Below are 25,795 nucleotides of genomic sequence, written 5' to 3'. Positions count from 1 at the left end.
CGGGGCGCTGGGGGCTGCCGCGTTGTTGGGGTTGGGGTGTGGGGGAAGCGGCCGGGGCCGGGTGGGCCCCGGCCGCTTCTTCTTGGTCTCTGGTCTTCTACTGCTGCTGCGGGGGCTGCTGAGAGGGCTGGGTGCCGTCCGGCTGCGGGTGCGGGTACGGCTGCCCCGGCTGCTGTTGCGGGTAGGGCTGGGGGTGGCCGGGCTGCTGCGGGTAGGGCTGGGCAGGGTAGGGCTGGGGCGGCTGGCCCGGTGCGTACTGGCCCGGCATGGGGGGCTGGCCGGGGGGTGTGGGCTGACCACCGGGCATGGGCTGCCCCGGCATCGGTTGGCCTGGCATCGGTTGAGCGCCCGGCATGGGCTGGCCCGGCATCGGTTGGCCCGGCATCGGCTGGCCGGGGAAGGGCTGGCCCGGGAGCGGTGGGGCCGCGACCGGGGGCGGGTTGCCGTCGGACGTCCACAGCCCGTGCGACTGCTGGTGGCGGACGAAGTCCTCGGCGACCAGCGCGGCGAGGTTGAAGTACGCCTCCCGCACCTTCGGCCGCATCATGTCGAGGTCGACCTCCGCGCCCGCCGCCAGGTGCTCGTCGAAGGGGACGACGACCACACCCCGGCAGCGCGTCTGGAAGTGCGCCACGATGTCATCGACCTTGATCATCTTGCCGGTCTCGCGGACACCGGAGATGACGGTCAGGGAGCGCGAGACGAGGTCCGCGTACCCGTGCGCCGACAGCCAGTCCAGCGTCGTACTGGCGCTGCTCGCCCCGTCCACCGACGGCGTCGAGATGATGATCAACTGGTCGGCGAGGTCGAGCACCCCGCGCATGGCGCTGTAGAGCAGACCGGTGCCGGAGTCGGTGAGGATGACCGGGTACTGCTTGCCGAGCACGTCGATCGCGCGCCGGTAGTCCTCGTCGTTGAAGGTCGTCGAGACGGCCGGGTCGACGTCGTTGGCGATGATCTCCAACCCCGACGACGCCTGCGAGGTGAACCGTCGGATGTCCATGTACGAGTTCAGGTACGGGATCGCCTGGACGAGGTCACGGATGGTCGCCCCGGTCTCGCGGCGCACCCGGCGGCCGAGAGTGCCGGCGTCCGGGTTGGCGTCGATCGCGAGGATCTTGTCCTGCCGCTCGCTGGCGAGGGTGGAGCCGAGGGCCGTGGTCGTCGTGGTCTTGCCGACACCGCCCTTGAGGCTGATGACGGCGATGCGGTAGCAGGACAGCACCGGCGTACGGATCAGCTCCAGCTTCCGCAGCCGCTCGGCCTCCTCCTTCTTGCCGCCCAGCTTGAAGCGGGAGGACGCGGCGGCGGGTCGGCCGCTCTTCGCCTTCTGCTTCTTGTTGTTGAGCAGCCGGTCCGAGGACAGCTCCACCGCCGCCGTGTAACCGAGCGGCGCGGCACCGGGGTTGGTCGGCTGCCGCTGGTCGTGCTGCATGGGCTGCGGCCAGGCGGCACCGGCCCGGGGGTCGACGGGCGGCTGCTGGGGGTGCGGGTGCTGCGGCTGAACCTGTGGCGCCGAGGGCTCGGGCTGCTTCTGCGGCAGTTGGGGCGCGACCTGCTGCTGCCCCTGCTGCGGGGAGGGGTGCGGGTAGCCGTAGGCGTTCTGCTGGTGGGGCGGGGGCGCCTGGGGGTAGGGCTGAGGTTGCGGGAAGCCGTAGCCGGGCTGGGGGGCGGGGGCGGCGGGGGGTGCCGCGGGGGGCGTTGCCGGGGCGCCGCCCTGCTGGGGGAAGCCGTAGCCGCCGGGCGGGGGTTGGGGATGCGGCGGGGCCGGTGCCGGAGCCGGTGCCGGTGCCTGGGTCGGCTCGGGGGCCGGAGGCTGCGCGGGCCACGCCGCGGGGGCGGGTTGTGGTGCCTGCGGCTGGAAGGGCGGCTGGGACTGCTGCGGCTGCTGCGGGGGCGCGGGGGGCGGCACGGGCTGACCGGGTTGTGCCGCGGTCGGCTGGAGTTGCGGCTGCGGCTGCGGCTGCGGCTGCGGCTGCGGTGGCGTGGGCGCGGGCGCCGGGGCCTCCGGCTGCGCGGGCCACTGTGCCGCCGGTGCCGGGGCCGCGGGCTGGTACGACGGGGGCAGCGGCGGCACCCCGCCCTGCGGCAGCGGCGGGGAAGTCCAGCCGGGCGGCGTGTCCTGGGGAGCACTGTCCTGCGGCGCACTGTCCTCAGGTTCCGCCCCCGCGTCGGGCGGGACGGCGTCACCCGGTACGGCGTCCGCTGGAGCACCGTCCTCCGGGGCTACGACGTCACCAGCGACCTCGGCATCGTCCTCGGCCTCGTTGACGACCTCGGCATCGTCCGGCTCACTGCTTTCCGCATCCGCAGCCGCGTCGGGTACGTCACCGTCGGTCTCCTCGACCGATGCCCCGTCCGTGCCCTCCGCCTCACCGGCTTCGTCGGCAGCCACCTCAGCCTCAGGTGCCTCAGGCCCGGCCTCCGCCTCCGCCGTCCGCTCCTCGATCTCCCGCTTCAGGGCGACGGCGGAGAACCGCATGGTCGCGCCGCTCTCCAGATCCCCGTTCCCGGCGTCGTCGGGTACACCGGGGGCACCGGGGCTACCGGAGCTGTCGGGTGCATCGACGCTCCCGGCCCCCTCGCTGCCGCCCCCCTGAACGCCGGGGTCAACCGCATCCACCGACGCAACGGGCGCAACCGGAGCCGCCACCGGCGCCGAGGACTCGCTCGCAGGAACATCCCCGGCCCCACCCCCCTCGGCAGGCTGCGGCTCGAACCCGCTCCCCACCGGCAACTTGGGCACGGCGACCGGAGGTCCCATCGGAGGTGCGGGGGGCGGAGTGAGGGGCGCCCCCGCGCCCGCGCCCGCCCCCGCGGCGGCGCCGTTGGGCTCGCCGCCTCCCGAGGCGTTCTGCGTGTACCAGGCGGGCGGGGCGTAGTCGATGGTGAACTCGCCCGTCGCCTCGACGGAGGACTCCGCGTCGGGCTGGTCATCGCCGGGCGTCGCCCAGCCCCCGCGGATCCCGTCCCGATCGCTGCTCACAATTCCTCCTGGTGTGGTCGAACACCCGCGTGCCGTGCCGGGGCGACCATTCTTGTCATCCGAAGTCGTTCGAAACTGTCCGAGGTCGTACCGAGGTTGTCACCGAGGCCGTACCGGGGTCGCTTGAGGGCGTCCGTGTTCACGGTCGTCCGATCCCGGCTCCCCCAAGGACGCCGACGCCCGGTCCACGGGTTCTGGCGTCGCGCCCGGACCCAGCCTAATCACCACCACCGGCACCCCGGCAGGCCCGTCCACCGCTCGGTGCACGTCCGCCCGGTCACAGCCTGCCCAACAGTGCGGCCGGCACTCCTCGGCACTTGGGACATAGGGCTGCAGACCACCCGAAGTCCCGTGAGACAGAAGGCCCGAAAGGGAACCTACGGCTCAATTGCCGCCGTACGCCCCTCGCTTCAGTCCATCCGGCGCGGCGTACCCAGCAACCCGACCTCCGCGTCGGTCGGCTGGGTCATCACGTACTGCCGGTCCCGGTCGGCGCACCACAGGGTGACGCCGTCGGCGAGGGTGGGCAGGGAGTCCATGTCGGCCCGCGGCAGCGCCATCGTGCGGCCCAGTTCCCCGGCCTCGTCGGGGGATATCCGCTGCACGCCGACGAGCCGCGCCTGCCGTATCAACCGGGGGGCGACCGGGCTGAGATAGGGCAGCAGCGTCAGCACCGACTGCCAGGGCCCGGACGTCACCCGCCCGCGCGGCGGCCGCATCCCGCAGTCCCGCACCACCAGCACCGGTGTACCGGCGGAGGCGCCCTGCGGGGGCACCCGCCCGACGTCGTAGACCGCGAGCCCGTTCTGCCCGCCGCCCATGGCGTGCACCATCTGCGTCCAGGCCTGTGCCCGGCCCGTCTCCACGGCCACCCGCGCGCCGGTCGCCGCGGCCCGCAGCGCCAGCACCTGCGCCGTCCACAGTCCGCCGATGAGCACGACGTCGTACGGTGTGGGCCGGTTGAGCCCCAGCACGGCGGGCTGTCCCTCGGCGTCCACCCCGATGACGACGCCGTCGTCCCCGATGGGCAGCGCCAGCGTGTCCAGGTCCTCGGCGGACAGGACGTGCCGTCCGTGGCGCGGGCCGAGCAGCCCGAAGCCGGTGCGCAGCAGGCCGGCCGCCCGGCGGGCCACCGAGTCGCCGTCGCCGCCGGGGGCGGCGGGACGCCGGGCGCCTCCCGGTGTGCCGTACCCGGCGCCGTAGCCGCTGCCCGGCCCGTCGGCGGTCCGCGTGGTCATGGCCGTCACCGAACACCTCCCAGGGGCAACGTGGCGAGGACGCCCGGCAGTTGCTCCCGGTCCAGCCGGGCGAGGGCCGCACCCGCCGTGCGGGCGGCGGCCTCCAGGGCGCGCCGGGCCGCGGTCAGTTCCTCGGCGCTGCGCCCGGTGACCCGCAGATGGCCACGGAGCGACATCTCCTGCCGGTCGTCGCGCGCGAGGGTGAGACTGATGGTGGTCGCGAGCGCCGGTACCGCCGTGACCAGCGCGGCGAACTGGGGCAGCGAAGGCCCTCGGCCGCCGCCGAGCTGGGGCCATCTGCGGATCCAGTACGTGGTGTGTCTGCGGTTGTCGCAGCGCCAACTGCGGCTGGACTCCTCGGTGCGCCGCTCCTGCCGGTCGGCGCGTCCGGCCTCGGCCGTCACCAGCGGGTTGGCGCAGGCGGAGGTGGCGATGGCGGCGGTCAGTTCCTCCTCGTCGAGGACGGTGGCCCGGAACCCGGTGCCGGTGAGCCGACTGGCGAGATGGTCCGCGGTCCGCACCACGCACTTCTGGGCGCCCAGCAGACCTCCCCCGCGCGCCGCCACGGCCTCCGGGCACAGCTCCGGGTCGAGCTTCAGCGCGATCCAGGTGATGCGCACCGCCGGGGCGCCGGTCTGTTCCTGCAACGGCGCGTAGTTGGTGACGGCCACCGACTGGCGCGGCAGATGCAGCGCGGGCGCGGGCTGGGTGTGCAGCACGACCTGCGCCGACTCCAAGCGGATGCCGTCCACTTCGAGGGCGTCGCGCACCAGGGCCAGCGGCAGCGGCCGTCTGCCGCGCTCGGCGCGCAGGGCGGTGGCGTCGGCCTCCACCTGCACCACAGCCGTGACGAAGGTGCCGTCCCCGATGAGCCCGACGGGGCGCCGCTCCCGGCCGCCGTAGGCGTAGGTGCGCAGGCTGGGGTCGCACTCCACGGCGGGGGCCAGGCCCGGTTCGGTGCCGGGCGGCACCACCAGGTCCGCCGCGCGCCTGCGCCGGGCACGCAGCGCGCGTGCCGTGGCGATCCAGTCGGGCAGGGAGCGGCCCCGGCGTCGTACGAAGGCCAGCAGGACCAGGACGATGGCGACGACGGCGGCGGGAACCAGCGCGAGGGTGCCGATCACCCAGCCCACGAGGACGAGGGCGGCGGCCAGTTCGACCAGGACGATCCGTTGCAGCCGGAACGAGCCGGGCCTGCCGGGCTGTCCCGGGCGCGTTCTGAGATGGAGGCCGCCGCGCGGGGCGGGCAGCCCGGTGGACGGCTGCCCCGCCGCCGGTGCGGCGGGCTCGGCGGAGCCGCGCGACCGGTTCCGGCCACGCCCTGAGGTCCGCGTCGCGGAAGCCATCACTCCATCCCCCCATTTCACTCACAACTCACCGGAACCCGCTGGAGATCCAGCGCCGCACCGGGCCCGTGAGGGCCCAGGCACCCTACCCGCTCCCCAGCCCACTCCCGACACCAGGCATAGTAGGGGGCCGGTCTGACAACGGCGGGCGGGGGACGGGGAGTCCCGGCGCCGACCTGCCGGAACGCGGGCGGGAAACGGGCGGACGACGCGGAAAACGGGGAGAGAAGCGCACCCATGGCATCTCGGCGGGACCAGCTCAACGCCTACACCTTCGCGAAGCGCCGCCTGCTCGCGGCCTTCGTCCTCTCCTCCCCGCACGGTTCGGAGGAGGGCGCGCCGCGCCCGCTGCGCGGTGTCGTGCCCGGGCTCATCATCGGCGTGATCATCATGGCCGTGTTCGGGGCCTGGGGCATGTTCAAGCCGACCGCGCCGTCGGGCTGGGACACCCCCAACGAGAAGGTGATCATCGCCAGCAAGTCGACGACGCGGTACGTCGTCCTGAAGACCGGCGACGAGGTCCAGCTGCACCCCGTGCTCAACATGGCGTCCGCCAAGCTGCTCCTCGCCCCGGGCAAGGGCGATGTCGTCACCGTCAGCGAATCACTGCTGGACAACGGCAAGATCCCGCACGGTGTCACCATCGGCATCCCGTACGCCCCCGACCGGCTGCCGTCGGCCGAGGAGGCGGGCGCCGCCAAGCGGTGGGCCGTCTGCGAACGCCCGGGCGCGGGCGGCCGGTCCATCCAGAAGGCCGCGCTGGTCCTCGCCGACCGCGAGAAGGACCTCACCGAGGGCAGGCGGAAGCTGACCGGCGGCGAACTGCTCTACGTCACCGACTCCGATGGCAACCGCTTCATCGTGGACCCGGGCGGCACGGCGTACCAGGTCGACAAGATCGACACCGGTGACGACCTCGAACTGCTGCTGCGTACGGTCGTAGGGTCCGGCCGTGAGCCGCAGCGGGTCTCGGCCGAGTGGCTGGCCACCCTCCACCAGGGCGACCCGATCACCTTCCCGGAGATCGAGGGCACCCCCGGCGAGCCCGCGAACGCCCCCGGCCAGCTCGACGCCGAGGCCGACAGGGTCGGCACGGTCCTCAAGGCCTTCGACAACAACAAGGAGCAGTACTACGTCGTACTGCCCGGGCGGGTCGCCCCCGTCTCCGCCTTCGTCGCCCAACTGCTGCTGTTCAGCAAGGACCTGGCCCAGGTCGGACAGGCCGGTCAGGCCCTGGAGACGAGCCCCGGCGCGATCGTCCCCGGCGAGCCCTTCGGCACCGGGCACCGCTGGCCGACCGGCACCCCCGAGGCGGTCAACGAGGCGTCGGACGCCAAGGGCAAGCGCAACACGGTCTGTACGGTCCTGCGCGGCGTGAGCGCCGACGGCACCACCACCCTCAGCACCTGGGCGGGCACCGACTTCCCCGCCGACCTGCCCGCCGGTTCCTCCAGCGCGTACGTCACCCCGGGCTCGGGCCAGCTCTACCGCCAGTTCAAGGGCAGCGCGACCAAGAACGGCCCCGTCTTCCTGGTCACCGACACCGGTCTGCGTTACGTCCTCCAGTCCAACGCCGACAGCGCCACCGACGACGCCGGGATCGGCATGTCGGCCGAGGAGCGCAAGCAGTTGGAGCAGGAGGCCCAGCAGGCGCAGTCACGCCTCGGTTACGCCGACGTGGACCCGGCACCGGTCCCGGCGGCCTGGTCGGCGTTCCTCCCGACGGGTCCGCGCCTGTCGACCGCGGCGGCACGCCAGCCGCAGGGTTCGTAGGGGAGCCGCGACGATGGGACGACACGCGCGCGTGCTGACGCTGGCCGTCGCCTTCTTGACGGCGCCGGTGATCCTGACACCCCCGGCCCTCGCGGCGGACGGGGACGACTTCTCCGGCCAGTGCGAGTACCCCAACGCCAACTACCCGGGCCGCCCCTGGTCCCTGCAACGCGTCCTCCTGGACGAACTGTGGAGCCAGTCCAAGGGCGAGGGCGTGCGCGTCGCGGTCATCGACACCGGCGTCGACGTGAAGAACCCGCAGCTGAAGGACGCCGTGGACGTCAAGAGCGGCCGCAACCTCCTGCCCAAGGGCCTCAAGGACGAGAACGGCGACCCCGTGGAGCGGGGCAACGAGAACGGCACCACGGACACGGTCGGCCACGGCACCAAGGTCGCCGGCATCATCGCGGCCCGCCCCGCGAAGGACACCGGCTTCGTGGGCCTGGCCCCCGAGGCGACCATCATTCCCATCCAGCAGAACGACGCGGAAGGCAACGGCAACACCGAGACGCTCGCGGAGGCGATCCGGCACGCCATCGGGGAGGAGGCGGACGTCATCAACATCTCCCAGGACACCTCGGAGGCCGTGGAACCGGACCCGGACCTGGAGGCGGCGGTGGACGAGGCGCTGGCCGAGGAGATCGTCGTCGTGGCGTCGGCGGGCAACGACGGCCTGGGCGGCAACGTCAAGAAGACCTACCCGGCGTCGTACGAGGGCGTTCTGGCGGTGGCCGCCTCCGACCGCAACAACGAACGGGCGTCGTTCTCCCAGTCCGGCGACTTCGTCGACGTGGCGGCGCCAGGCGTGGACATGATCTCCACGGTCCCGCGCGGAGGCCACTGCTCCGACAACGGCACGAGCTTCTCGGCGCCGTACGTCGCGGGCGTGGCCGCGCTCATCAAGGCCAAGAACCCCACCTGGACGCAACGTCAGATCGTCGCCCAGATCGAGCAGACCGCGGAGCGCACCATCGCCGGGCACGACCGTCTGGTCGGCTGGGGCGTGGTCGACCCGGTGCGCGCGCTGACGGAGGACGACGAGCCGATCGAGTCCCCGGCCCCCGAGGAGGGCCTGGGCGAGGCGCGGGCCCCCGCGGCGGCCGCGATCCCGCTCGGCGAGACCCCCGACGAACGCAACGCCCGCCTCGGGACGTACGTGGCGGTCGGCGCGGCGATCCTGGTGGCGGGCCTGGGCGGGGCGGCCGTGGCGATCAGGGACGCGCGCAGACGGGCCCGGTCCGGGCTCCCGTCGGGGGATGTTCGCAATGGCCACGCTGCAATGTGATGAACGCCGCTCGACGACCGCCGGAGCCTCCGGAACCCAGGTGGCGCCTGAACCGTCCAGTGAAGAGGGAACGAGGACCGGCCGGTTGGCAGCACTGCGACTGCATATGGCAGTTGGGACTGTCGGTGTGAGTCACTAGAGTGGTTGCGATCGCGGTTCTGAACGCCCCCGAGGCGTGACCTGCCGGGCGGCCCGCCGGGGCGGCCCACGCGGGAACCGGCCGCGGTACGGGGTAACGGGGATACGGGGAGGGATGGCTTCGTGCTTCCTGCGGACATGGGCGGCGGAGCGTCGGCGGCGGACGTGCGCCGGGGCGTGATGGCGTTGTCGACGTTCAAGAAGCGCGTCGACGATCTGCTCGCCGCCTTCGAGAAATCGGCGGGCGGCGCGTCCAACGTCGGCACCCACAGCCTGCCGGAGACCGCCTTCGGCAGCGGCGCGTTCCCGGAGGGCAAGGGCCTGCACCTGGAGTACGAGCGCGTACACGAACGCATCACCGCACTCTCCAAGTCACTGGGCCTCCAACTGGAGGCCATGCAGATCGCGGTGCACGGTGTGGACGTCACCTTCGACAACCTCGAGGACGAACAGCGTTACCGGTTCCACGAGATCCGGGCCGAGGTCAACCAGGCGCGTGAAGAGATGCTGAACGAGCGCACCAAGCGTGAGAACCGGGCCGACCACACGGACGCGGGGTACTGATGAGCGGCGACGGCGACAAGAACACCCAGGAGCGCCACCAGGAGGAGTACCAGGAGGCGCAGAACCAGAACGGCACGCTGGACGCGGTCATGAACATGACCCGCCTGTTCAGTCCGTTCGGCTCCACCCGGGGCATCCACTTCGGCTCGACGAACTTCGAGGGCTACGACCTCAACGACATGATCGACATTGTCGAGTCCGCCAACCCCGAACTCCTGGAGACAGCGGGCACGGCCCTCGTCGACGCCCGCGACGCCATCAAGGAAGCCGCCGACGAACTCGCCCAGAACCTCGGCCGCATCGACTGGGAGGGCGAGGCCCACACCGCCTTCGCCGACTGGGGCGACAGCCTCATCAAGACCGCCCAGGGCATCGCCGACTACGCCGACGTCATCGGCACCCAGGTCATCGCCGCGGGCTCCGGCCTCGCCTCCGTCCGCAAGTCCATGCCCCCACGCGACACCCGCACCGACCGCAAGTCCGTCGACGACATCCCCGAGGCCAAGCGCGTCGACTCCAACGAGGACTACACAGCGGCCCTGAAGGCCGAGGCCAACCGCCAGGAGGCCATCAACCAGATGTACCGCCTGGCGTCCTTCTACACGGTGTCAGCGGGCGCGATGGGCGCGGCGGAGGAACCGGTTTTCCCGAAGATGCCGGATGTGGGGGTGCCGGCGCCGGCGCCCACCTACGCACCTCCCGAGCGGAGCCCTATCTACGCGTCACTCGATCCGATGAGCGGGTCGGTGACCCCACAGCAGACCTCCGCAGCGGTGGGCGCCGAGCGACAACACCCGGGGACGGAACTGCCGGGCACGGAACTAGCACCGCCGAGGAACATCGACGAGCCGACTACTACGCCGAGGCAGCCAGTCGGAACGCAGATCGACAGTGTGGGAACGCTGCAGCCGCAGGAAACCCTGAAGCCCGTCACGGTTACCCCGCCGCCGACGACCGCGCCCGCCACGCCACCGGGGCCCCTGCCCACGGTGGTCCCCGGTGCGACCCCGCCCGCCGTCAAGGCAATCCCAGGGCGCGCCAAGCGCCCCGGCGGTACCAACGTGCCGAGGGTGCCCCCCACGGCTCAGGGCCGGCCCACGGTGCCCCCCACCGCTACCGGCCAGACGGGGCGTCCCGGGATCGGACCTACGGGCCCGGTGGGCCGCGCCACACCCCCCGTACAGGCGGGCGGTCGTGGAACTGGTCCCATGGTCCCCACGGGACAGCCGGGACGTCCTGTCACGCCCGGTCCCACGGGCACCCGCGGAGCAGCTCCCATGCAGCGCGGCATCGTTGGCGGGAAGCCCCTACCGACGGGAGCGGGACCCAGGCCCGTCAACGGCGCCGCCTCAGGGCCGAGGGGCGTCATGGGCACGCCGCCCGTCGGCGGCAGTGGTGGTGGGCGGCCCTCCAACGGGGTTGTCGGCGGTCGTCCCGTCACAGGGGCCACCCCCAGCGGCAGCCGAGCAGCCAAGCTACCGCGCGGCACGGTCGTCGGCGCCGAGGGCACCCGGGAGGCCAACCTCACCGCCCAGCGGCCCGGCCAGCGCGGGGTGATCGGCGCACCTCCCGCCTCATCGAGCACGCGCCCGCCCCCCCGTCGCGCCACCGGTGGCTCCGGCGGGGTGATCGGCGCCCCGACCGGCCGCGCCCCAGACACCAGGAATGGCGGTGCTGCGGGCAACCAACGGTCCGGATCGACTCGTTCACGGCGCGATGAGCGACGTGACGGCGCGCCGATGACCGACTGACAGGACAGAAGCGAGGACGAAGCACAGCATGATGTCAGGGATCAGGCGACGCCTCAGGCCGAGCACGCTAGCAGGGCGATTTGCGAGAAGGGGAGCGGCACTGTGCGCAGCACTTGGCGCCGCGTCCGTCGTGTCGACCGGCCTGGCTCCCGGCGCGGTTGCCGCTGATGTCCAGTCACAGCAGTGGTACCTATCGGCGATGAAGGCCGACGAGATGTGGAAGGCCAGCACTGGCAAGGGTGTCAAGGTCGCCGTGGTCGACACGGGCGTGAATGCCGACGCGGCGTCTTTGCAGGGGCGGGTGACCACGGAGGGCGTGCCGAAGGACCTCGCCTACAAGGCCACTGAGGATTACACGGGCCACGGCACCACCATGGCGGAGCTGATCGCGGGAAGCGGCGCCAAAGGCACACTGAAGGGTCTCGCCCCCGACGCGGAGATCGTTCCGTACCGCATCGCGCTGAAGGGCCTCGAAGACAAGGCCGAGCGGGCGAAGGCGCCTGACGACGCTTCAGTGATCCGGGCCATCGCTGACAGTGACGCCAAGATCATTAATATGTCCTTCGGTGGCAACCTCGATCTCCCCGGCGTCCGCGAGGCGGTGAAATACGCCCACGACAAGGGCAAGCTGCTGTTCGCTGGCACAGGCAACGATGCCGAGGGCAAGAACTTCATCGGCTTCCCTGCTTCCTATCCCTACGTCGTCGGTATCGCCGCGTCCGACGAGTCGGGGAAGGTCGGTAAGTTCTCGGAATACGGCAATTACGTCGACCTGGCATCCCCCGGCCTCGACATCCCCTCCTGGTGCGACGCGACGTTCCGTTCGTACTGCTCCGGTTCGGGCACAAGTCAGGCCACCGCCATCGCCTCCGCCTCCGCCGCCCTCATCTGGTCCGCCCACCCCGACTGGACCGCCAACCAGGTCCTCGGCAGCCTCATCGACACCGCGGGACGCGACTGGGCGAGGGACGACCCGAGCACGTACCTCGGCTACGGCCTGATCCGCCCCCGCAAGGTGCTCGAGGACAGCGACTACAAGCCCGTACCGGCGGACACCGACCCCCTGGCGAGGGAGAACGCCACAGGTGTCCTGGACGAGTCGGGCAAGCCGGTGACGGCATCCACGTCCCCCTCCCCCGAACCCTCGAAGGAAGGCTCCGGAGGCCAGACCTCCGCCGCCGGGCCCGAGCCGGGGGAGTCCGGCAACACCACCCTCTGGGTGACCCTCGGAGCCGCCGCGGCCGTACTGGCCATCGGCGGCGGCGCCTTCGCCGTGCTCCGCAACCGCCGAAACGCATAAGGCCAGCCCCACCCGACCACCCACCACCCGCGGTGAACCACCCAGCAACACCCCACCACCGCCCACACGAAAGGGACCGCCGAAATGGCTGACGGCCGCAAGCTCTACGAGGCCCAGGTACAGAAGCTCCAGACGAACGTCATCGACCGGTACGACTCGATCCGGCAGTCCCTCGCCCGCCTCCAGGGCACGATCGACATGATCGAGAAGAGCTGGACGGGCCAGGGCGCCCTCGCCTTCGACAAGAAGCAGACGGAGATCAACGGCCACATGGCCGCGATCGGCCGCATGCTCGACGACTTCCTCCAGGGCATCGACCTCAACCGCAAGGACAAGCAGAACCTCGAGGGCCAGATCGACGCCGACATCACCAAGATCTCCGTGGAGGACCTCGGCGGCAAGACCTCGGCCCTCAGCAGCTACTGAGCCGACGGGTCACCGACCGACCACCACCTGCCGACCCGCACAGAATCGAGGAAGAACATGTCCGGAGCCCACTACGACGAACTCGCCGTCACCTACGGCACCATGGACGCCCTCGCCACCGAACTCGGCGACCAGGCCAAGAAGCTCGAGGAGGACCTCGAGGCCCTGAAGAAGGCCGTGCTCGACGCGGCCGCGGGCTGGGGCGGCGAGGCGTACGAGGAGTTCACCAAGAAGTCCAAGGAATGGGACCGCCACGCCACGGGCATCCACCAGGCCCTGGTCAACATCTCCCAGCGCGTCCAGCTCGCGGGCGGCGACTACCGCGGCGGCGACCTGAAGGGCGCCAGCTACTTCATGTAGTCGGCTACTTCATGTCGTCAGGACGGCGACACGACGCACGGGGTGGACACGCGCGGGAGGTGTCCACCCCACTGCCGTACGGCGAACCACCGTACGGCCCGCCTACTGCACCTGCCCCGCAAGCGCCTCGGTCAGCGCACCGACCTGCTCCCGCCCCAACGACGTGTCCCCGGCCTCCCCCGCACCGACCAGCAGGGCCGCGTCTCCTTCCCCGTCCAGCTCCAGCCGCACCGCAGCGACGTTTCCGCTGTCGGCGACGACCACCTCACCCGTCTCCGAGGCGGCGACCTTCTCGACGTAAGGGACTACGTCATCGGTGCCCGACCAGGTCAGGGACAAGGCCACCGGTGCCAGGATGAGCACCGCGCTGGGCTTGCTGGTAGCGATCGTGTGCACCTGCACGTCGTCCTGACCGATGTGGAAGGTACAGCTCACCAGCGCACCGGGATTCTGCCCCAGCGGCTCCTCGGACTCGGCACGCTTCCCACCCTCCCCCGTGGCGACGGGCGTGTCCTCGTCCGGCCGCACCGACCCGGGACCGACCTCCCCCTCAATTCCGGCCGCCTTCGCCGCCGCAGCCATGTCGTACGGCAACGGGCACGCGTCCGCCCCGTCCTCGGGAACGCCCTCCGCGGTCTCGGTCAGTCCGCTCAGACTCAGTGCCGCCGTACCGCCGTCACCGCTGTCGCCGTCACTCTGGCAGCCCGCCAGCAGGGCCGTCGCCGCGGCGAGGGCAGCCGCGGTCGCGAGCCGGTGTCGTGCGTGTGTCACGTGTGGTGTCCTCAGTGTTCTCGGGGTCAGGGGGCGGTGCAGCCGAACCGCGCACCGGCGACGTCGACGAAGTTCTCGAACAGGTCCTCGGCGCGCGGAGCGTCGGACCCTTCGCGGGCCGTGAGGTAGTCGTGCCCGACCTCCATGGAGAAATAGGTCGGGGTACCGGCACAGTCGGCGACCACATGCCGTGCGTCGAAGCCGGACACCTGGTGCCCGGCCACCGCCGGCTGCCGCTCGTAACCCGGCGAGGAGCGGATGCCCGCGACGATGCGAGGCTCCCGGGTCACGACGTAGGTGGCGTAGCGCTCGACCTCGCACGACCAGACGGTTTCGGCACGGTCCTGCACGGCCTCCCGCACCCCGGACGACCCCTCGGGCCCCGGAAAGTCCAGTCCGTCGAGCCCACACACCGCGCCGCCCTCGACCGGGCGGGGTTCCGGTACGGCGGGCAGCGCATCGGGCGCGGTGAGTGGCCGCCCTCCCGCGCAGTCCGCCCGTTCGGCCGCCCTGCCCGCGATGCCGGTCAGCAGCCGGGCGACCCGCACGGGGTCCGAGCCCTCGGGGACGTAACCCTCGATGATGGCGGGCCCCTTGGCCGTCGTACAGGCGTCGGGCAGCAGAACCCAGCTGTGGTAGGCGCCGATCGCTCCGGTGGCGCCACCGGAGAAGAACGACATCCTGACCGGGCTGGGCCACCGGCCACCGTCGGTGAACGGGAAGTCCCCCCGCTCACGGGTCCCCACGATCCTCAGGTACTCGTCATCCGCCCCGGGGAGAAAGGACGACGTCTCCACGACACAGGAGAAAGCGAGCCGATCACCCGCCTGCTCGTCCAAACCGTCCCGATCGGAGACACGACCGGCCTGCGAGAAGACGCCCTCGGCCGACTCGGCGGACACCAGCCCTCCGCACAAGTCGTCACGCCCCAAGAGGTTCGTGTTCCACCACAGGTGTGCACCCACGGCCAGCAGGACGACCGCCAGGGCGGGCGCGATGATCTTCCGTCCGAGGCCGGCCCGGCCGCTTCCGCTCGTCATGTCACTTCCTCGTACGCAGTGCCGAGTACGCGTCCTCGCGCCCGGTGATGAAGCTCTGCTTGGCCTCGCCCTTGGCGTGGTCGTGCGCCTCGCTACCGCTGATGCCCTGCTGGCCTCCCCAGGCGTCGAGGAGCGCGTTCGTGCCCCCGATGCCGGAGGAGGTGGCCGTGCTGTCCTGGGACCGGGCCACGTCCTCGGCTTCGGCCGTCACATCCTTGGAGTACTCGTAGGTAGCCGCGTCGACCATGCGCTGGACCGGGTCGCCGACCACGGGTATCTGGGTGAAGAGGCCGCCGACACCGTGGTACGTGTAGCGCATCTGGTCGTTGAGCGTGCCGATCTTGGTGTCCCGGTCGTCGAGGATCATGTCGGAGCCGATCGCGGTCATCGAGCCGTACACCTCGCCGACGTGGCGGGCCCTGTTGTCCCAGTCGCCGACGACGTTGCCCTGCTGGTCGGCCGGGGCGTCCCTGGCCCCGGCCAGGTACTCCGCCGAATACAGCTTCTGGTTCTCGTACAGCATGTCGTAGACGAGAACGGGCTCGCCGTCGGGGGTCGTTCCGTACGCCGCGTCGGACACGCCGCGCATCACACGCAGCAGGCTGTGCTTGCTGTTGGCGATGCTCGACTCGTCTCCGTTGGCGTTGATGCCGGAGAGCCCCTGAGGGCTGCTCGGCTCGGTGCCGCTGAGGATGGCGTGGGTGTCGACGGTGTAGTCGGCGAGGGCCCGTCCGAGCGGCACCTTCAGGTTCTGCGGGATCGAGTCGCCCTTGCCGTCCTTGTCCAGCTGGGTGATGGTCTCTTGCATCACCCGCGTCTGCGCCTCCGTGTGGTGGCCGAATTCGGCTCCGGCGGAGTTGGGTTCCCGGCCGGTAGTGGCGGCCTCCAGCGCCGCGCCGAGGCCGGTGCGGTTGAGGGGGTCGTCCATGGTCACGATCGTCGGTCCGGCGACCGTGCTGTGCTGCGGCCACTCACGTTCGTGGAGCAGGTACTTGAGGTGGTCGTTGCCGACGTGGTCGGTGCCGGAGCCGTTGCCCGCGGGATCGAAGAAGGCGGTGGCCGCGTCGGGGTTCTTGCTCATGACGCCGAGGAGCCCGTCGAGAGCGTCGGCACGGATGCCGTCGTGTCCGGCGCCCCATTCGGTGTAGATGCTGGGTTGCTTCTTCTCGGCAGCTATCAGGTCGTCGCCCAGTTCGTAGAGGAACTGGTCGTCGTACTTCACATTGCTGTGCTGCATCATGCTGACGAACGACTGATAGCCGTAGAGCGGCTGCGTGTTCGACCCGTAGTTCTTGGTGCCGTACTTGTCCAGACTCTCCGTCCACTGCCGGTAGAACCTGCCGTCATCGCTGGCGAGCCAGTCCTTGAACTTCTGTGATCCCGGAGGCGCGTCGGTGACCGAACCCGGCACCTGGGTGGCCTTCGCGACGGTGTCGGCGAGGCCGCCCTGGAGTTCCAGGTACTGCGCCTTGTTCTTCTTGTCGTCGTCGTACGCGAGTTGGTTCAGCTCGTTGGTGAGCTTGATGGTGCCGTCGGGACCGAGCCCCGTCAGCAGGCTCTGACTGAACACCTTGTTGTCGGAGTTGTCGCGGAAGGCGCGGTCCAGTTCCGCGAGTTCGGCCGCGGAGACCTTCTTGCCGTCCGCGAGCCGGGTCGCGATGTCCTCGGCGTTCTCGGCCTCGTACTTCTCGATGTCGCCCTGGGCCTGCCCGTTGAAGCCGTTGATCGTGCCGTCGCTGACGTCGGAATCGACCACCACCGCCTCGAAGGCGATCTCCACACCCTTGTCCGCGTCGGTGATGTCTTTGACGAGCTGATCGATGCGGTCCTGCCAGGAACTGACGCTCTTGCGCACGCTGTCCTGGTAATCGGGGTCGTGGTGATAGGCGGTGCGCGTACCCTCGCTGAGCCGCGCGGTGTCGAAGGAGACCCGGCCCTGCTCGGACACGGCCATCCCGGCGTCGATGGCCTCCTGCCGCGCCGTCTTCAGCTTGCCCTTCAGATCGACGAACTGGGTGTGGGCGTCACGCAGGAGCGAGGCGATCGCCTTCGCCTCGACCTGGGCGTTCTGGTATTCCTTGAGGGTGACGTCGAACCGCCGGTTGGCCGCGTTCGCGCTCAGTCCCAGCCACAGCCCGCCCATGGATATGCCGTGCACATCCCGCTTGTAGGCGGTCTCCTGCTTCTGGAACTCCTTGGCCATGTCGTCCCAGGCGTCGGCCGCCGTGGTGAGCGTGGCCAGGTCGGTCGTCATGATTTCGTGGTACGTCGGCATGGGTCCCCGTTGTGCGCGCTGACTGGAACGGTGAAGGGCAAAGGACTGACGGCTCAGAACCCGTCGAGACTGGACGACTTGCGCACACCGAGCCCGACGCCGAAGTCGGTGTTCTGGAACAGCGTGTTCGTGTTGCGCAGGGCCGCTTTCTCGGACCCCAGCCGGTTCATCAGGCCCTGCACCTGCTCACCCCACGTTTCGTGCGCCTTCTTCAGCGCGCCGGAGGTGACCCAGCCGTGCCCGTCCTTCGCGGCGAACGCCTTGACCGCGGCACCCGTCTCCTCGTCCGCCACGTCACCGGCCTTCTTGGTGTCAGGCTCGATGTGCTCCTCGATGGCTCTGGCGGCGGCCTTCTTCTGAGCCGGACTGGACCCGAAGTCCGGGGTCCCACCCAGACCGGGGCCACTAGGTGAGCCGCCCGGATCGGCCGGGTACTGGTTCAGTTGCATCCCCACCGACTGCCTGGCCGTGCCGTCGGTTCCCAATGGCTCTGTCATGACACCGGCCCCCGATCCGCGTTCTTGGCGTGCACCGGCCAGGTTAACAACTGAACCAGTTCTCAAGAATCCAGGGGCTGGGTGGGCCCTGCGCCCGATGCCTGACATCTCGGAGAGCGTGACGATAACTCCGGCGTCACGGACACTGAGTAACAATTCGCACTCACCTGGTGCAGTCAGTCGACTTCTCCACCTCTTCCGTGTAGTCGATGATGAGGTGCTTCATGGCATCGGGGTCGTGATGGTCCGACGTCCAGGTCTGGATGGACGTGTACAGCTGTTGTTCAGAGTCGGAGCACCCCTCGGCTCTTCCGAACGCCTCACTTCCTGAGTAAAAAAACTGGCCGCCCATGGCCGAGTGGGTGAGTGGTTCCTGTGCCAGTTCGGCTGCGTATCGACCGACCGTACGTTCCTGGCCCAGCCACTCCAGTTTCGCGGACATGGCTACCACGTCATCGATGATGATGTCACACAATTGGGTACTTGAATAATGTTTCTCCCTCACCCTCGCATCCTGCCCGGGTGGAAGGAAAGGTGAAATGCTTTCGGGTGCGATGGGTGTTCCACAAAGCGTGTCGGGTAGCGCGTAGTCCCGTCTTTCTTCATCTTCGGTGCAGGCCGTGAACGCAAGGGTGAAAATTGCCAATGAGATCGCGAGACGCGCACGCGTAGGTCGTGAGATCGCTCTGAGACAGGTCATTTCTTCTCTCTCTGCCGAGCCAGGATCGATCAGTAATCTGTAAGACTTCCAGGTGCTTGACCCTCAAGGATTGTGCGTGCATTGAGGTAACCTTGTCTTGCGGATTCATGTGCCGTCATCCCGATGTCGGTTGAGTCGGGTGATCCGTATTCCCGTGCCGCGGTGCGGGCTGCGTCCTCGGCGATGCTGATGTTGCGCTCCAGGCCCTCAGCCCAGAAGCGCCCCCCAGTCGCTTGTGCGTCACTCATGGCACGTCCTTCCGCGTCTTTGAAGACGGCCTCCAAGATCACGCTCGTCGCCGTTCCGGCGCTGCCACCCACGGCCGCACCCACCCAAGGCGTGGCGACGAAAGACAAGCCCACGCCAGTGGCGGTGCCAATCCCTCCAGAGATCCAGTTCTTGCGCTGAGCGACGGCGTGCTCGAACTGCTTGTCCCTGTCCGAAGCCTGGCTCCCAATGGCTTCCTGTACCCCCAGTCCCAGCGTTCCGGACACTTCGCCGGACCGGGTGGCGATTTGTCGTACGAGGAGATTGGCGTCTTCCGATACCCGGAGATGCGTGGGCAGATCCGGGTTCAGATGGTGATCCATTAGTTTGCCCATATATGCCTTCTGTCCCACCTCCACGGCCGCGTATCCTTCTTCGTTCTGGCCGATGGTGAAGAGGAGTTTCGTCACTTCGGAGTGGTTCAGCTTGGCCTCGGCCCCGGCGATCGGGTACAGCTTCTCAATGTCCCGCCACTTTTCCGAGCCCGGTTCTCGCTCCACATCGCTCATGGCTCGATTCATGTCGGGCAGATACTCGGATGCAATCTGGCCGATGCTGTCGGTCATGTACCCGTGTTCGGTCAATCGCTCGGGATCATCCGCGATCGATGACACCAGGCTCTCCATCAGTCTGGCCTGTCCCTTGCTGTGCGGTGGAGTGTCCGCGGTGGACAACTCCCCAGCCGCATGCCCAGTCGTCGCGGCCTCCAACGCCAGCGCCAGCGTATTGCGGCCAGCGACGCTCTCCTTACCGTCGCTCGTGAAATCGCGTGGCCAGTCGCGCTCTTCGAACAGGTACTGGAAGTTACTGAGCGAAACCTTCCCGTCCCTGCCGTTGCCGTCGGTGTCCCGCTCGAAGGGGTTGTTGTCATCGTTCTTGTTGATGAACTCCTCGTTGAAGAACGTGGTCGCCGCGTCCGGACTGTTCGACAGAGCCTTGAGATATCCGGTCATGGGATCCCAGCCGGAGTCACTGCCCGTGCGGTTGAGGAGAGGGTCGGAACCCAGGCGCCCCCAAGCCCCGTGTTCTCCGTTGCCGGTGTACTTCTTCTCCGTCGCGATCAGCTTGTCGCCGTACCGGACGAGGAAGGCATCGTCATAGTCGCCCCAGCGCATCAGGTTGCTCAGCACCTGGCCGCCGAGCGGAAAACCGTTGCCACGGCCGACCGGCTTGTCCACCATGTCGACCATCCGGTTCCGCCAGTCGGCCATGGCCGCCGAGTCGCTCTGCGAGGCGGTGGCGAGGGTGAGGCCCAGGTTGCTTCTGGAGTTCGTCGTACGCGTCGCCGCGCTTGCGGTTCAGTTCCCGTCCCAGCTGTGGGTCATTGATGCCGGCCCAGAGGCTCAGCGCCCCGTCGGCACCCAACCGGGTCGCGAAACGCTCGGCGAACAGTTCGTCCCCGGCGTAGTTCTTCAGACCGGCGGCGAGGCGGTCGAACTCCCGAGGTGTCAGGTCCTCGGGGTCCTTCTTCACGAGCCCCGCCAGTTGGTCGGCGCGCTCGATCGCCTCTGCGGCGGAGTCCCGGTCCTTGTAGTCGACGTCGGAGAACCCCAGTTCGCTCTGGTCGGCGATGGCTTTGAGGACCGTGCTCGCGGAGGAGTCGCTCTCGGTGGCCTTGTCCAGGATTCCCTGGATCTCGTCGCGCAGTGCCGTGATGTCGGCCTTGTTGTCCTGGTCCTGGCGGGCGCGATCCTCCGGCGGGACGTTCGTCGTGACGGTGAAGCCACCTTCGTAGCCGATCACCGTGAGGTTCCTGAGTCGGCCACGCTCGATGGCGTCTGCCATCTGCCGCTGGTACTCGACCAGTTCGTCCCGGGTGTCCTTGAGGATCAGATGGATGCTTCTGGCCTGACTGTGGGCGTCCACGAACTCACCCGCCGTCTTGCCGATGAACTCCTTGGACACGGAGGCGTTGACCCCCGCCCAGTGGGCCTTGCTCGCAGCGCCCCGCAAACCCGTCTCGGCGGCTGTCTTCAGGTCCTCGAGATTGGCGACGACCTTCGACCAGTCGTCGACGGCGTCGCTCAGGAGGCTGAAGTCCGCGTCCCTCAGATCCGTGAGATCCATCAGCGCGTGTCCTGCTTCCCGCCGGGGCCGCCGTAGATCTCGTTCCTCGGCCCGGGTCGACCGACCCGTTCGTCGAAGCCCGCGTCGAGGACATCGATGCTGCTCATCTGCCGACGGATGTAGTGATCGTCCTCCGCGTGCAGCCGCTTGGTGACCGTCATGTGGTTGGAGATGTGCGCGCAGGCGTCCATGAGGGACGACAGCTGCTCGTCCCAGCGGGTCGCGACATGCTGGAGGGCACTGCCCAGCGCCAGTCCTCTGGAGGTGAGGGTCCGGGCCGCCTTCTCGCTGCTGGGGACCGCCTGGCGTGCCTGGTCCCACAGGTCGTTGTACAGGTCGAACGCGTTCTTCCCGATCTTGGCGAGGTCGCGCTGGTTCACGTTCAGGTCGCCGTACTTGGCCGGATCTCCAGGTGCGGAGGACTCGCCACCCTCCACCGGCAGTTGGTTGAGCCGCATGCCGGTGGGCCGATCCGCGGCTGCCTCCGCCTTCAGTCGCTCCCACTCGTCCCATGCCATGAAAGGTCCGCCCCCTCCGCGATCTCCGGTCCGGCCGACGCACAGACGCGTACCAAACGATCGTCAGCCGGACTCGGTCATACCAGCAGTCGACCGCGCACCCGCGCCACGAGGGATCGTGGTGCGCCCTTTCTCGTCATGCCGCCGACGGGGGGAGGAGTTCGGCGAGGGCGCGAGGAGCCGGGAAACTCCGGATGCCGGTCCCCGCCCCTCACCCCACCTCCTCCGCCACCCTCCCCACCTGCACCAACGGCCTCCCCCTGCGCCGGGAGACGAACACGCCCCGCCCCGCGGGCATCGGCCGGGGCCGTACGCCGCCCAGGACGTCGCCCTCGGTCGGGTCACCCGCAAGGACGACACCCTGCGCGCCCAGCTCCTTGATCCGCTGCATGAAGGCCTCGTAGGAGGCGCGGCTCGCGCCCGCTGTCGAGCGGGCGATGATGAAGCGGACGCCCACGTCGCGGGCGAAGGGGAGCAGCTCGGTCAGTCCGCTGAGTGGGTTCCCGCTGGACGTCGACACCAGGTCGAAGTCGTCGATGACGACGTACACGGCCGGCCCCTGCCACCAGCTGCGGTCCCGGAGCTGCCGGGCCGTCACGTCCGCGGTCGGCGTCCGGCGTTTCATGAGGTCGGCCAGGGCGACCATGTGGTGCTCCATGGCGTTGGACATGGGGATGTACTCGGCGAGGTGGGTGTCGGGGGTGACGCCGAGCAGGGAGCGGCGGTTGTCGACGACGAACAGCTTGCACTCGTCGCCGGAGTAGCGCTGGGTGAGCTGCTTGATGAGTAGTCGCAGCAGGTTCGACTTGCCGGACTCGCTCTCGCCGAAGACGAGGAAGAACGGGTCCTGGTCGAAGTCGACGAAGACCGGTTCGAGGTTGTTCTCGTCGAGGGCGAACGCGACACCCTGACGCGGGAAACGGTCGCCAGGAGGCAACTGTTCCGCGGGGAACTCGCGCGGCAGCAGCCGGACCTCGGGCGCCCCGGGCGCCTGCCAGTGCCGGGTGACCTCCGTCGACAGCGCCGCCGTCGCCTCCGACAGGTCCGTGTCGGAGGTGAGGCCGTCGATGCGCGGCACGGCCGCCATGAAGTGCAGCTTCTGCGGGGACTGGCCGCGGCCGGGCACCCCCGTGGGGACGTTGGCGGCGACCTTGCGGTCCAGCTCGGAGTCCATCGTGTCGCCGAGCCGCAGCTCGAGACGGTTCAGCAGGTTGTCCTTGAGGGCGGCGCGCACCTCCATCGAGCGGGACGCCGAGATGACCAGGTGGACGCCGTAGCCGAGACCGCGCGCCGCGATGTCCAGGACGACCTGGTCCAGCGCCTCGTAGTCGGCGCGGAAGGTGGCCCAGCCGTCGATGACCAGGAAGACGTCGCCCCACGGCTGGTCGGTGACGGAGATGTCACCGCGGGCGCGCCGGGCGCGGAAGTCGGCGATCGAGGAGATGCCCGAGGCCCGGAAGTACTCCTCGCGGCGCGTCAGGACGCCGTACACCTCCGCGACCGTACGGCGCACCTTCTCCGGGTCCAGCCGGGACGCGATGCCGCCGACGTGCGGCAGTCCGGCGACCGCCGCCATGCCGCCACCGCCGAAGTCGAGGCCGTAGAACTGCACCTCGTGGGGGGTGTGGGTGAGCGCGAAGGAGCAGATCAGCGAGCGCAGCAGGGTCGACTTGCCGGACTGCGGGCCGCCCAGGACCTGCATATGGCCCGCCGCGCCCGAGAAGTCCACCCAGAGCGGATCGCGGCGCTGCTCGAACGGCTTGTCGACGATGCCGACGGGGACGACGAGGCGTCCGGCGCCCTCGTAGCCGGGCTGGGTCAGGCCCCGGCCCTGCACGGCCGTGAGGCCCGGCAGCAGCGCGTCCAGCGACGGCGGGCTGTCCAGCGGCGGCAGCCACACCTGGTGCGCCGCCGGACCCTGGGCCTCCAGACGGCGTACGACGACGTCCAGCACCGTGTCGGCGAGCGCGTCGTCCACCTCGTCCGACCCCGTCGGCCGCGTCGGCTGCTGCGGAACGAACGTCACCGGCACCTCCGCCGCCGTGAACAGCACCGGCCGCCGGTCCACCGGCAGCGGACCGCCCGGGGACGCCGACCGCTGCGCGCCGGAGCGGTACACCCCCGAGACGTACGCCGCCTTGAACCGCACCATCTCGTCCGTGCCGAACTTCAGGAAGCCCGAGCCGGGCACGTTCGGCAGCTCGTAGGCGTCCGGCACGCCCAGCGCCGCCCGGGACTCGGCCGCGGAGAACGTCCGCAGACCGATCCGGTACGACAGGTACGTCTCCAGACCGCGCAGCCGGCCCTCCTCGAGGCGCTGCGAGGCCAGCAGCAGGTGCACGCCCAGCGACCGGCCGATACGGCCGATCTGCACGAACATGTCGATGAAATCGGGCTTCGCCGTCAGCAGTTCGCTGAACTCGTCGATGACGAGGAGCAGCGACGGAATCGGTTGCAGCGGCGCGCCCGCCGCGCGCGCCTTCTCGTAGTCGTGGATGTTGGCGTAGTTGCCCGCGTCGCGCAGCATCTCCTGGCGGCGGTTCAGCTCGCCGCGGATGGAGTCGCCCATGCGGTCGACGAGGGTGAGGTCGTCGGCCAGGTTGGTGATCACGGCCGCCACGTGCGGCATCTGCGCCATCCCGGCGAAGGTGGCGCCGCCCTTGAAGTCGGCGAGGACGAAGTTCAGGGTCTCGGAGGAGTGGGTGACCGCGAGGCCGAGCACCAGCGTGCGCAGCAGTTCGGACTTGCCGGAACCGGTGGCTCCGACGCACAGACCGTGCGGGCCCATGCCCTCCTGCGCGGCCTCCTTGATGTCGAGCATCACCGGACGGCCGTCCTCACCGACGCCGATCGGCACCCGCAGCCGTTCCGCCTGCGAACGCGGCCGCCAGGTGCGCCGGGTGTCGATGGACGCGGCGTCACCCAGGTTCAGCAGGTCCGTGAACTCCAGGTTCGCCAGCAGCGGTTCGTCGTCGTCCCCGCCCGACGCCATCCGCAGCGGCGCGAGCTGCCGGGCCAGCGCCTCCGCCGACTCCTGCGACAGGACGTCCGGAGTCCCCTCGTAGACGACCCCGTGCGCCGACTCCAGGTGCAGCGACCGCGGCCGTACGGCGATCGACAGATCACCGCGCACCCCGGCCTGCTCCCCCTGGACGATCTCCAGGACGGTCACCCCCTGCAAGCCCTCCGGGCTCGCCAGCATCGACTCCGGCGGCAGCGACACCCCATCGAGTACGACGACGATGTGCGCGGTGTCCGGCAGCGGCGCGGCGTTGGGGTGGAAGCGGGGGCGGCCGGTCAGCCGGGAGGCCAGCAGGTCCTCCAGTTCGCGCGGGTCGGCGCCGATCAGCCTGCGCGACCCGGCGCCGTCCGTGACCCCGGGCAGCTGCACATGTGGCAGCCACTTGGCCCACTCCCAGTGGGGCAGCGCCTCCCGGCCCGCCGCGACGGCGACGATCAGGTCCTCGGGGGAGTGCAGCGCGGCCAGCGAACCGGTCAGGGCGCGCGCGGAGGACCGTACGGACTCCGGTTCGCCGCTGAGGGTGACGTGGTAGAAGGCGCGCAGCGACACCGCCATCGGCAGGTCGTCCAGCGTGGAGTGGGCGGCGAGGAAGCGCTGCATCGCGCTCGCGGTGAGCGGTTCCAGCTGCTCGACGGGTCCGGTCTCGGGGGCGATCAGCGCGGTGGCGAGGGCCTGCGGGCCGAGCCCGATGCGCACCTGTGCGAAGTCCTCGTCGCCCGGCCGCCGTTCCCAGACCCGGCTGCCCTCGGCGACCAGCGCCCACAGCTGCTCGGGGGAGGGGTGCAGGTAGTACTGGGCGTCACGCTGGGCGCGTGCCGTGTCCTGGGTGACACGGCGGGCCTGGGACAGATAGCTCAGGTAGTCGCGGCGCAGATCGGCGAGTTGGCCCTGGGAGCCGCGGCGGAAGCGGATCACCATCGCGATGGACATGGCGATCGTCGACGCGATCATGATCATGCCCATGATGCGCATGAACGGCTGACCGCTCGTGAAGAAGAAGACGACCGAGCCGCCCATGCCGAGCGTCGGCAGCAACTGCATGAGGACGCTGTCCTGGTGACCCCGTGGCAGTTCGGGCGGCGGCTGTACGACGACGTCGCCCGTGGGCACCTCCGGCGGCAGCGCCCGCGGCGGGCGCTTCACGACGATCTGGCTCACTGCTCACCAATTCCCTTGTCGGCCCGCGCCGTTTCCGTCCGCCACCCCGTGTCAGGCGGACGTGGGCCGCCGCGTGATCCTACTGATCCCACCACACACCGGCGGGCGGTAGGGTGCCGGATGTTCGCGTGAGCACACGTGAACCCGGCCGGAGATCCGGGACATTCCGTGAGATGTGGCGCGGTGCGGAACACCCGGTACGGCCGGAGGGCCGCTCGTCCGCCGCTTCCGGCGACCGGCGCCGGGAAACGGCCGCGGAACCTTCACAACGCGGCCGTACCGGAGGAGCGCACGGAGCACGACGCGGCCGCAC

19 protein-coding genes are annotated in these 25,795 nt (G+C 70.1%); 7 read left to right on the top strand and 12 right to left on the bottom strand.

Annotated features, from left to right (window positions below; all coding sequences use genetic code 11):
- Positions 1-97: 97 nt before the first annotated feature.
- The 3 genes from KBY47_RS32590 to eccE form a co-directional block, all read right to left on the bottom strand.
- Positions 98-2,986 (bottom strand): SCO5717 family growth-regulating ATPase, encoded by a 2,889-nt coding sequence (locus tag KBY47_RS32590; protein WP_308405376.1) that lies wholly within the window; start codon positions 2,984-2,986, stop codon positions 98-100.
- A gap of 410 nt (positions 2,987-3,396) precedes the next feature.
- Positions 3,397-4,233 (bottom strand): hypothetical protein, encoded by an 837-nt coding sequence (locus tag KBY47_RS32585; protein WP_210927611.1) that lies wholly within the window; start codon positions 4,231-4,233, stop codon positions 3,397-3,399.
- Positions 4,230-5,570, bottom strand: coding sequence for a type VII secretion protein EccE (gene eccE / locus KBY47_RS32580; protein ID WP_210927610.1), 1,341 nt, complete (start codon positions 5,568-5,570; stop codon positions 4,230-4,232). The genes KBY47_RS32585 and eccE overlap by 4 nt, the downstream gene beginning before the upstream one ends.
- Before the next feature lie 237 nt (positions 5,571-5,807).
- Here eccE and eccB point away from each other — a divergent pair, with 237 nt between their 5' ends.
- The 7 genes from eccB (at position 5,808) to KBY47_RS32545 (ending at position 13,167) form a co-directional block, all read left to right on the top strand.
- The gene (gene eccB, locus KBY47_RS32575; RefSeq protein WP_210927609.1) at positions 5,808-7,343 is read left to right on the top strand and encodes a type VII secretion protein EccB; all 1,536 of its coding nucleotides are present in this window, start codon (positions 5,808-5,810) and stop codon (positions 7,341-7,343) included.
- A gap of 13 nt (positions 7,344-7,356) precedes the next feature.
- Positions 7,357-8,628, top strand: coding sequence for a type VII secretion-associated serine protease mycosin (mycP, locus tag KBY47_RS32570; protein ID WP_210927607.1), 1,272 nt, complete (start codon positions 7,357-7,359; stop codon positions 8,626-8,628).
- A gap of 261 nt (positions 8,629-8,889) precedes the next feature.
- Positions 8,890-9,330 (top strand): hypothetical protein, encoded by a 441-nt coding sequence (locus tag KBY47_RS32565; protein WP_308405375.1) that lies wholly within the window; start codon positions 8,890-8,892, stop codon positions 9,328-9,330.
- Positions 9,330-11,081 carry a hypothetical protein gene (locus KBY47_RS32560; protein ID WP_210927605.1) on the top strand — a complete coding sequence of 584 codons (1,752 nt, stop codon included), beginning with the start codon at positions 9,330-9,332 and terminating at the stop codon, positions 11,079-11,081. Before KBY47_RS32565 ends, KBY47_RS32560 begins: the two co-directional genes overlap by 1 nt.
- A gap of 31 nt (positions 11,082-11,112) precedes the next feature.
- A complete protein-coding gene (locus KBY47_RS32555) occupies positions 11,113-12,381 on the top strand; it encodes a S8 family serine peptidase (protein ID WP_210927613.1) in 1,269 nt (422 codons plus the stop codon).
- A gap of 84 nt (positions 12,382-12,465) precedes the next feature.
- Positions 12,466-12,807 (top strand): WXG100 family type VII secretion target, encoded by a 342-nt coding sequence (locus KBY47_RS32550; RefSeq protein ID WP_210927602.1) that lies wholly within the window; start codon positions 12,466-12,468, stop codon positions 12,805-12,807.
- Between the two features lie 57 nt (positions 12,808-12,864).
- Entirely contained in the window at positions 12,865-13,167 is a 303-nt protein-coding gene (locus KBY47_RS32545) for a WXG100 family type VII secretion target (RefSeq protein ID WP_210927600.1), read from the top strand.
- 102 nt (positions 13,168-13,269) lie between these two features.
- Here KBY47_RS32545 and KBY47_RS32540 read toward each other — a convergent pair whose 3' ends face one another.
- The 9 genes from KBY47_RS32540 to eccCa all read right to left on the bottom strand — a co-directional run bounded on the left by KBY47_RS32540 (position 13,270) and on the right by eccCa (position 25,482).
- Entirely contained in the window at positions 13,270-13,938 is a 669-nt protein-coding gene (locus KBY47_RS32540) for a hypothetical protein (protein WP_210927598.1), read from the bottom strand.
- A gap of 26 nt (positions 13,939-13,964) precedes the next feature.
- Entirely contained in the window at positions 13,965-14,978 is a 1,014-nt protein-coding gene (locus tag KBY47_RS32535; protein ID WP_210927596.1) for a hypothetical protein, read from the bottom strand.
- 1 nt (position 14,979) lies between these two features.
- Entirely contained in the window at positions 14,980-17,253 is a 2,274-nt protein-coding gene (locus tag KBY47_RS32530; RefSeq protein WP_210927594.1) for a hypothetical protein, read from the bottom strand.
- A 53-nt stretch (positions 17,254-17,306) separates the two neighbouring features.
- Positions 17,307-17,750 carry a hypothetical protein gene (locus KBY47_RS32525; protein ID WP_210927592.1) on the bottom strand — a complete coding sequence of 148 codons (444 nt, stop codon included), beginning with the start codon at positions 17,748-17,750 and terminating at the stop codon, positions 17,307-17,309.
- Positions 17,751-17,913: 163 nt separating this feature from the next.
- On the bottom strand, positions 17,914-18,255 hold the full coding sequence (locus KBY47_RS32520; protein WP_210927590.1) for a hypothetical protein: 342 nt from the start codon (positions 18,253-18,255) through the stop codon (positions 17,914-17,916).
- A gap of 224 nt (positions 18,256-18,479) precedes the next feature.
- Positions 18,480-19,907: a DUF6571 family protein gene (locus KBY47_RS37300; protein WP_308405373.1), complete on the bottom strand. Its 1,428-nt coding sequence runs from the start codon at positions 19,905-19,907 to the stop codon at positions 18,480-18,482.
- Complete coding sequence (locus tag KBY47_RS37295) at positions 19,813-20,784, bottom strand: hypothetical protein (RefSeq protein WP_308405372.1); 972 nt, start codon at positions 20,782-20,784, stop codon at positions 19,813-19,815. The genes KBY47_RS37300 and KBY47_RS37295 overlap by 95 nt, the downstream gene beginning before the upstream one ends.
- Complete coding sequence (locus KBY47_RS32510; protein WP_210927587.1) at positions 20,784-21,302, bottom strand: hypothetical protein; 519 nt, start codon at positions 21,300-21,302, stop codon at positions 20,784-20,786. The genes KBY47_RS37295 and KBY47_RS32510 overlap by 1 nt, the downstream gene beginning before the upstream one ends.
- Positions 21,303-21,513: 211 nt before the next feature.
- Positions 21,514-25,482 (bottom strand): type VII secretion protein EccCa, encoded by a 3,969-nt coding sequence (gene eccCa, locus KBY47_RS32505; protein ID WP_210927586.1) that lies wholly within the window; start codon positions 25,480-25,482, stop codon positions 21,514-21,516.
- Positions 25,483-25,795 lie beyond the last annotated feature (313 nt).

The sequence above is a fragment of the Streptomyces sp. B93 genome (genome assembly GCF_018070565.1).
GTDB lineage: Bacteria > Actinomycetota > Actinomycetes > Streptomycetales > Streptomycetaceae > Streptomyces.
The sequence above is the reverse complement of the archived record's forward strand: the minus strand, read 5'-3'. Positions and strand labels throughout refer to the sequence as shown.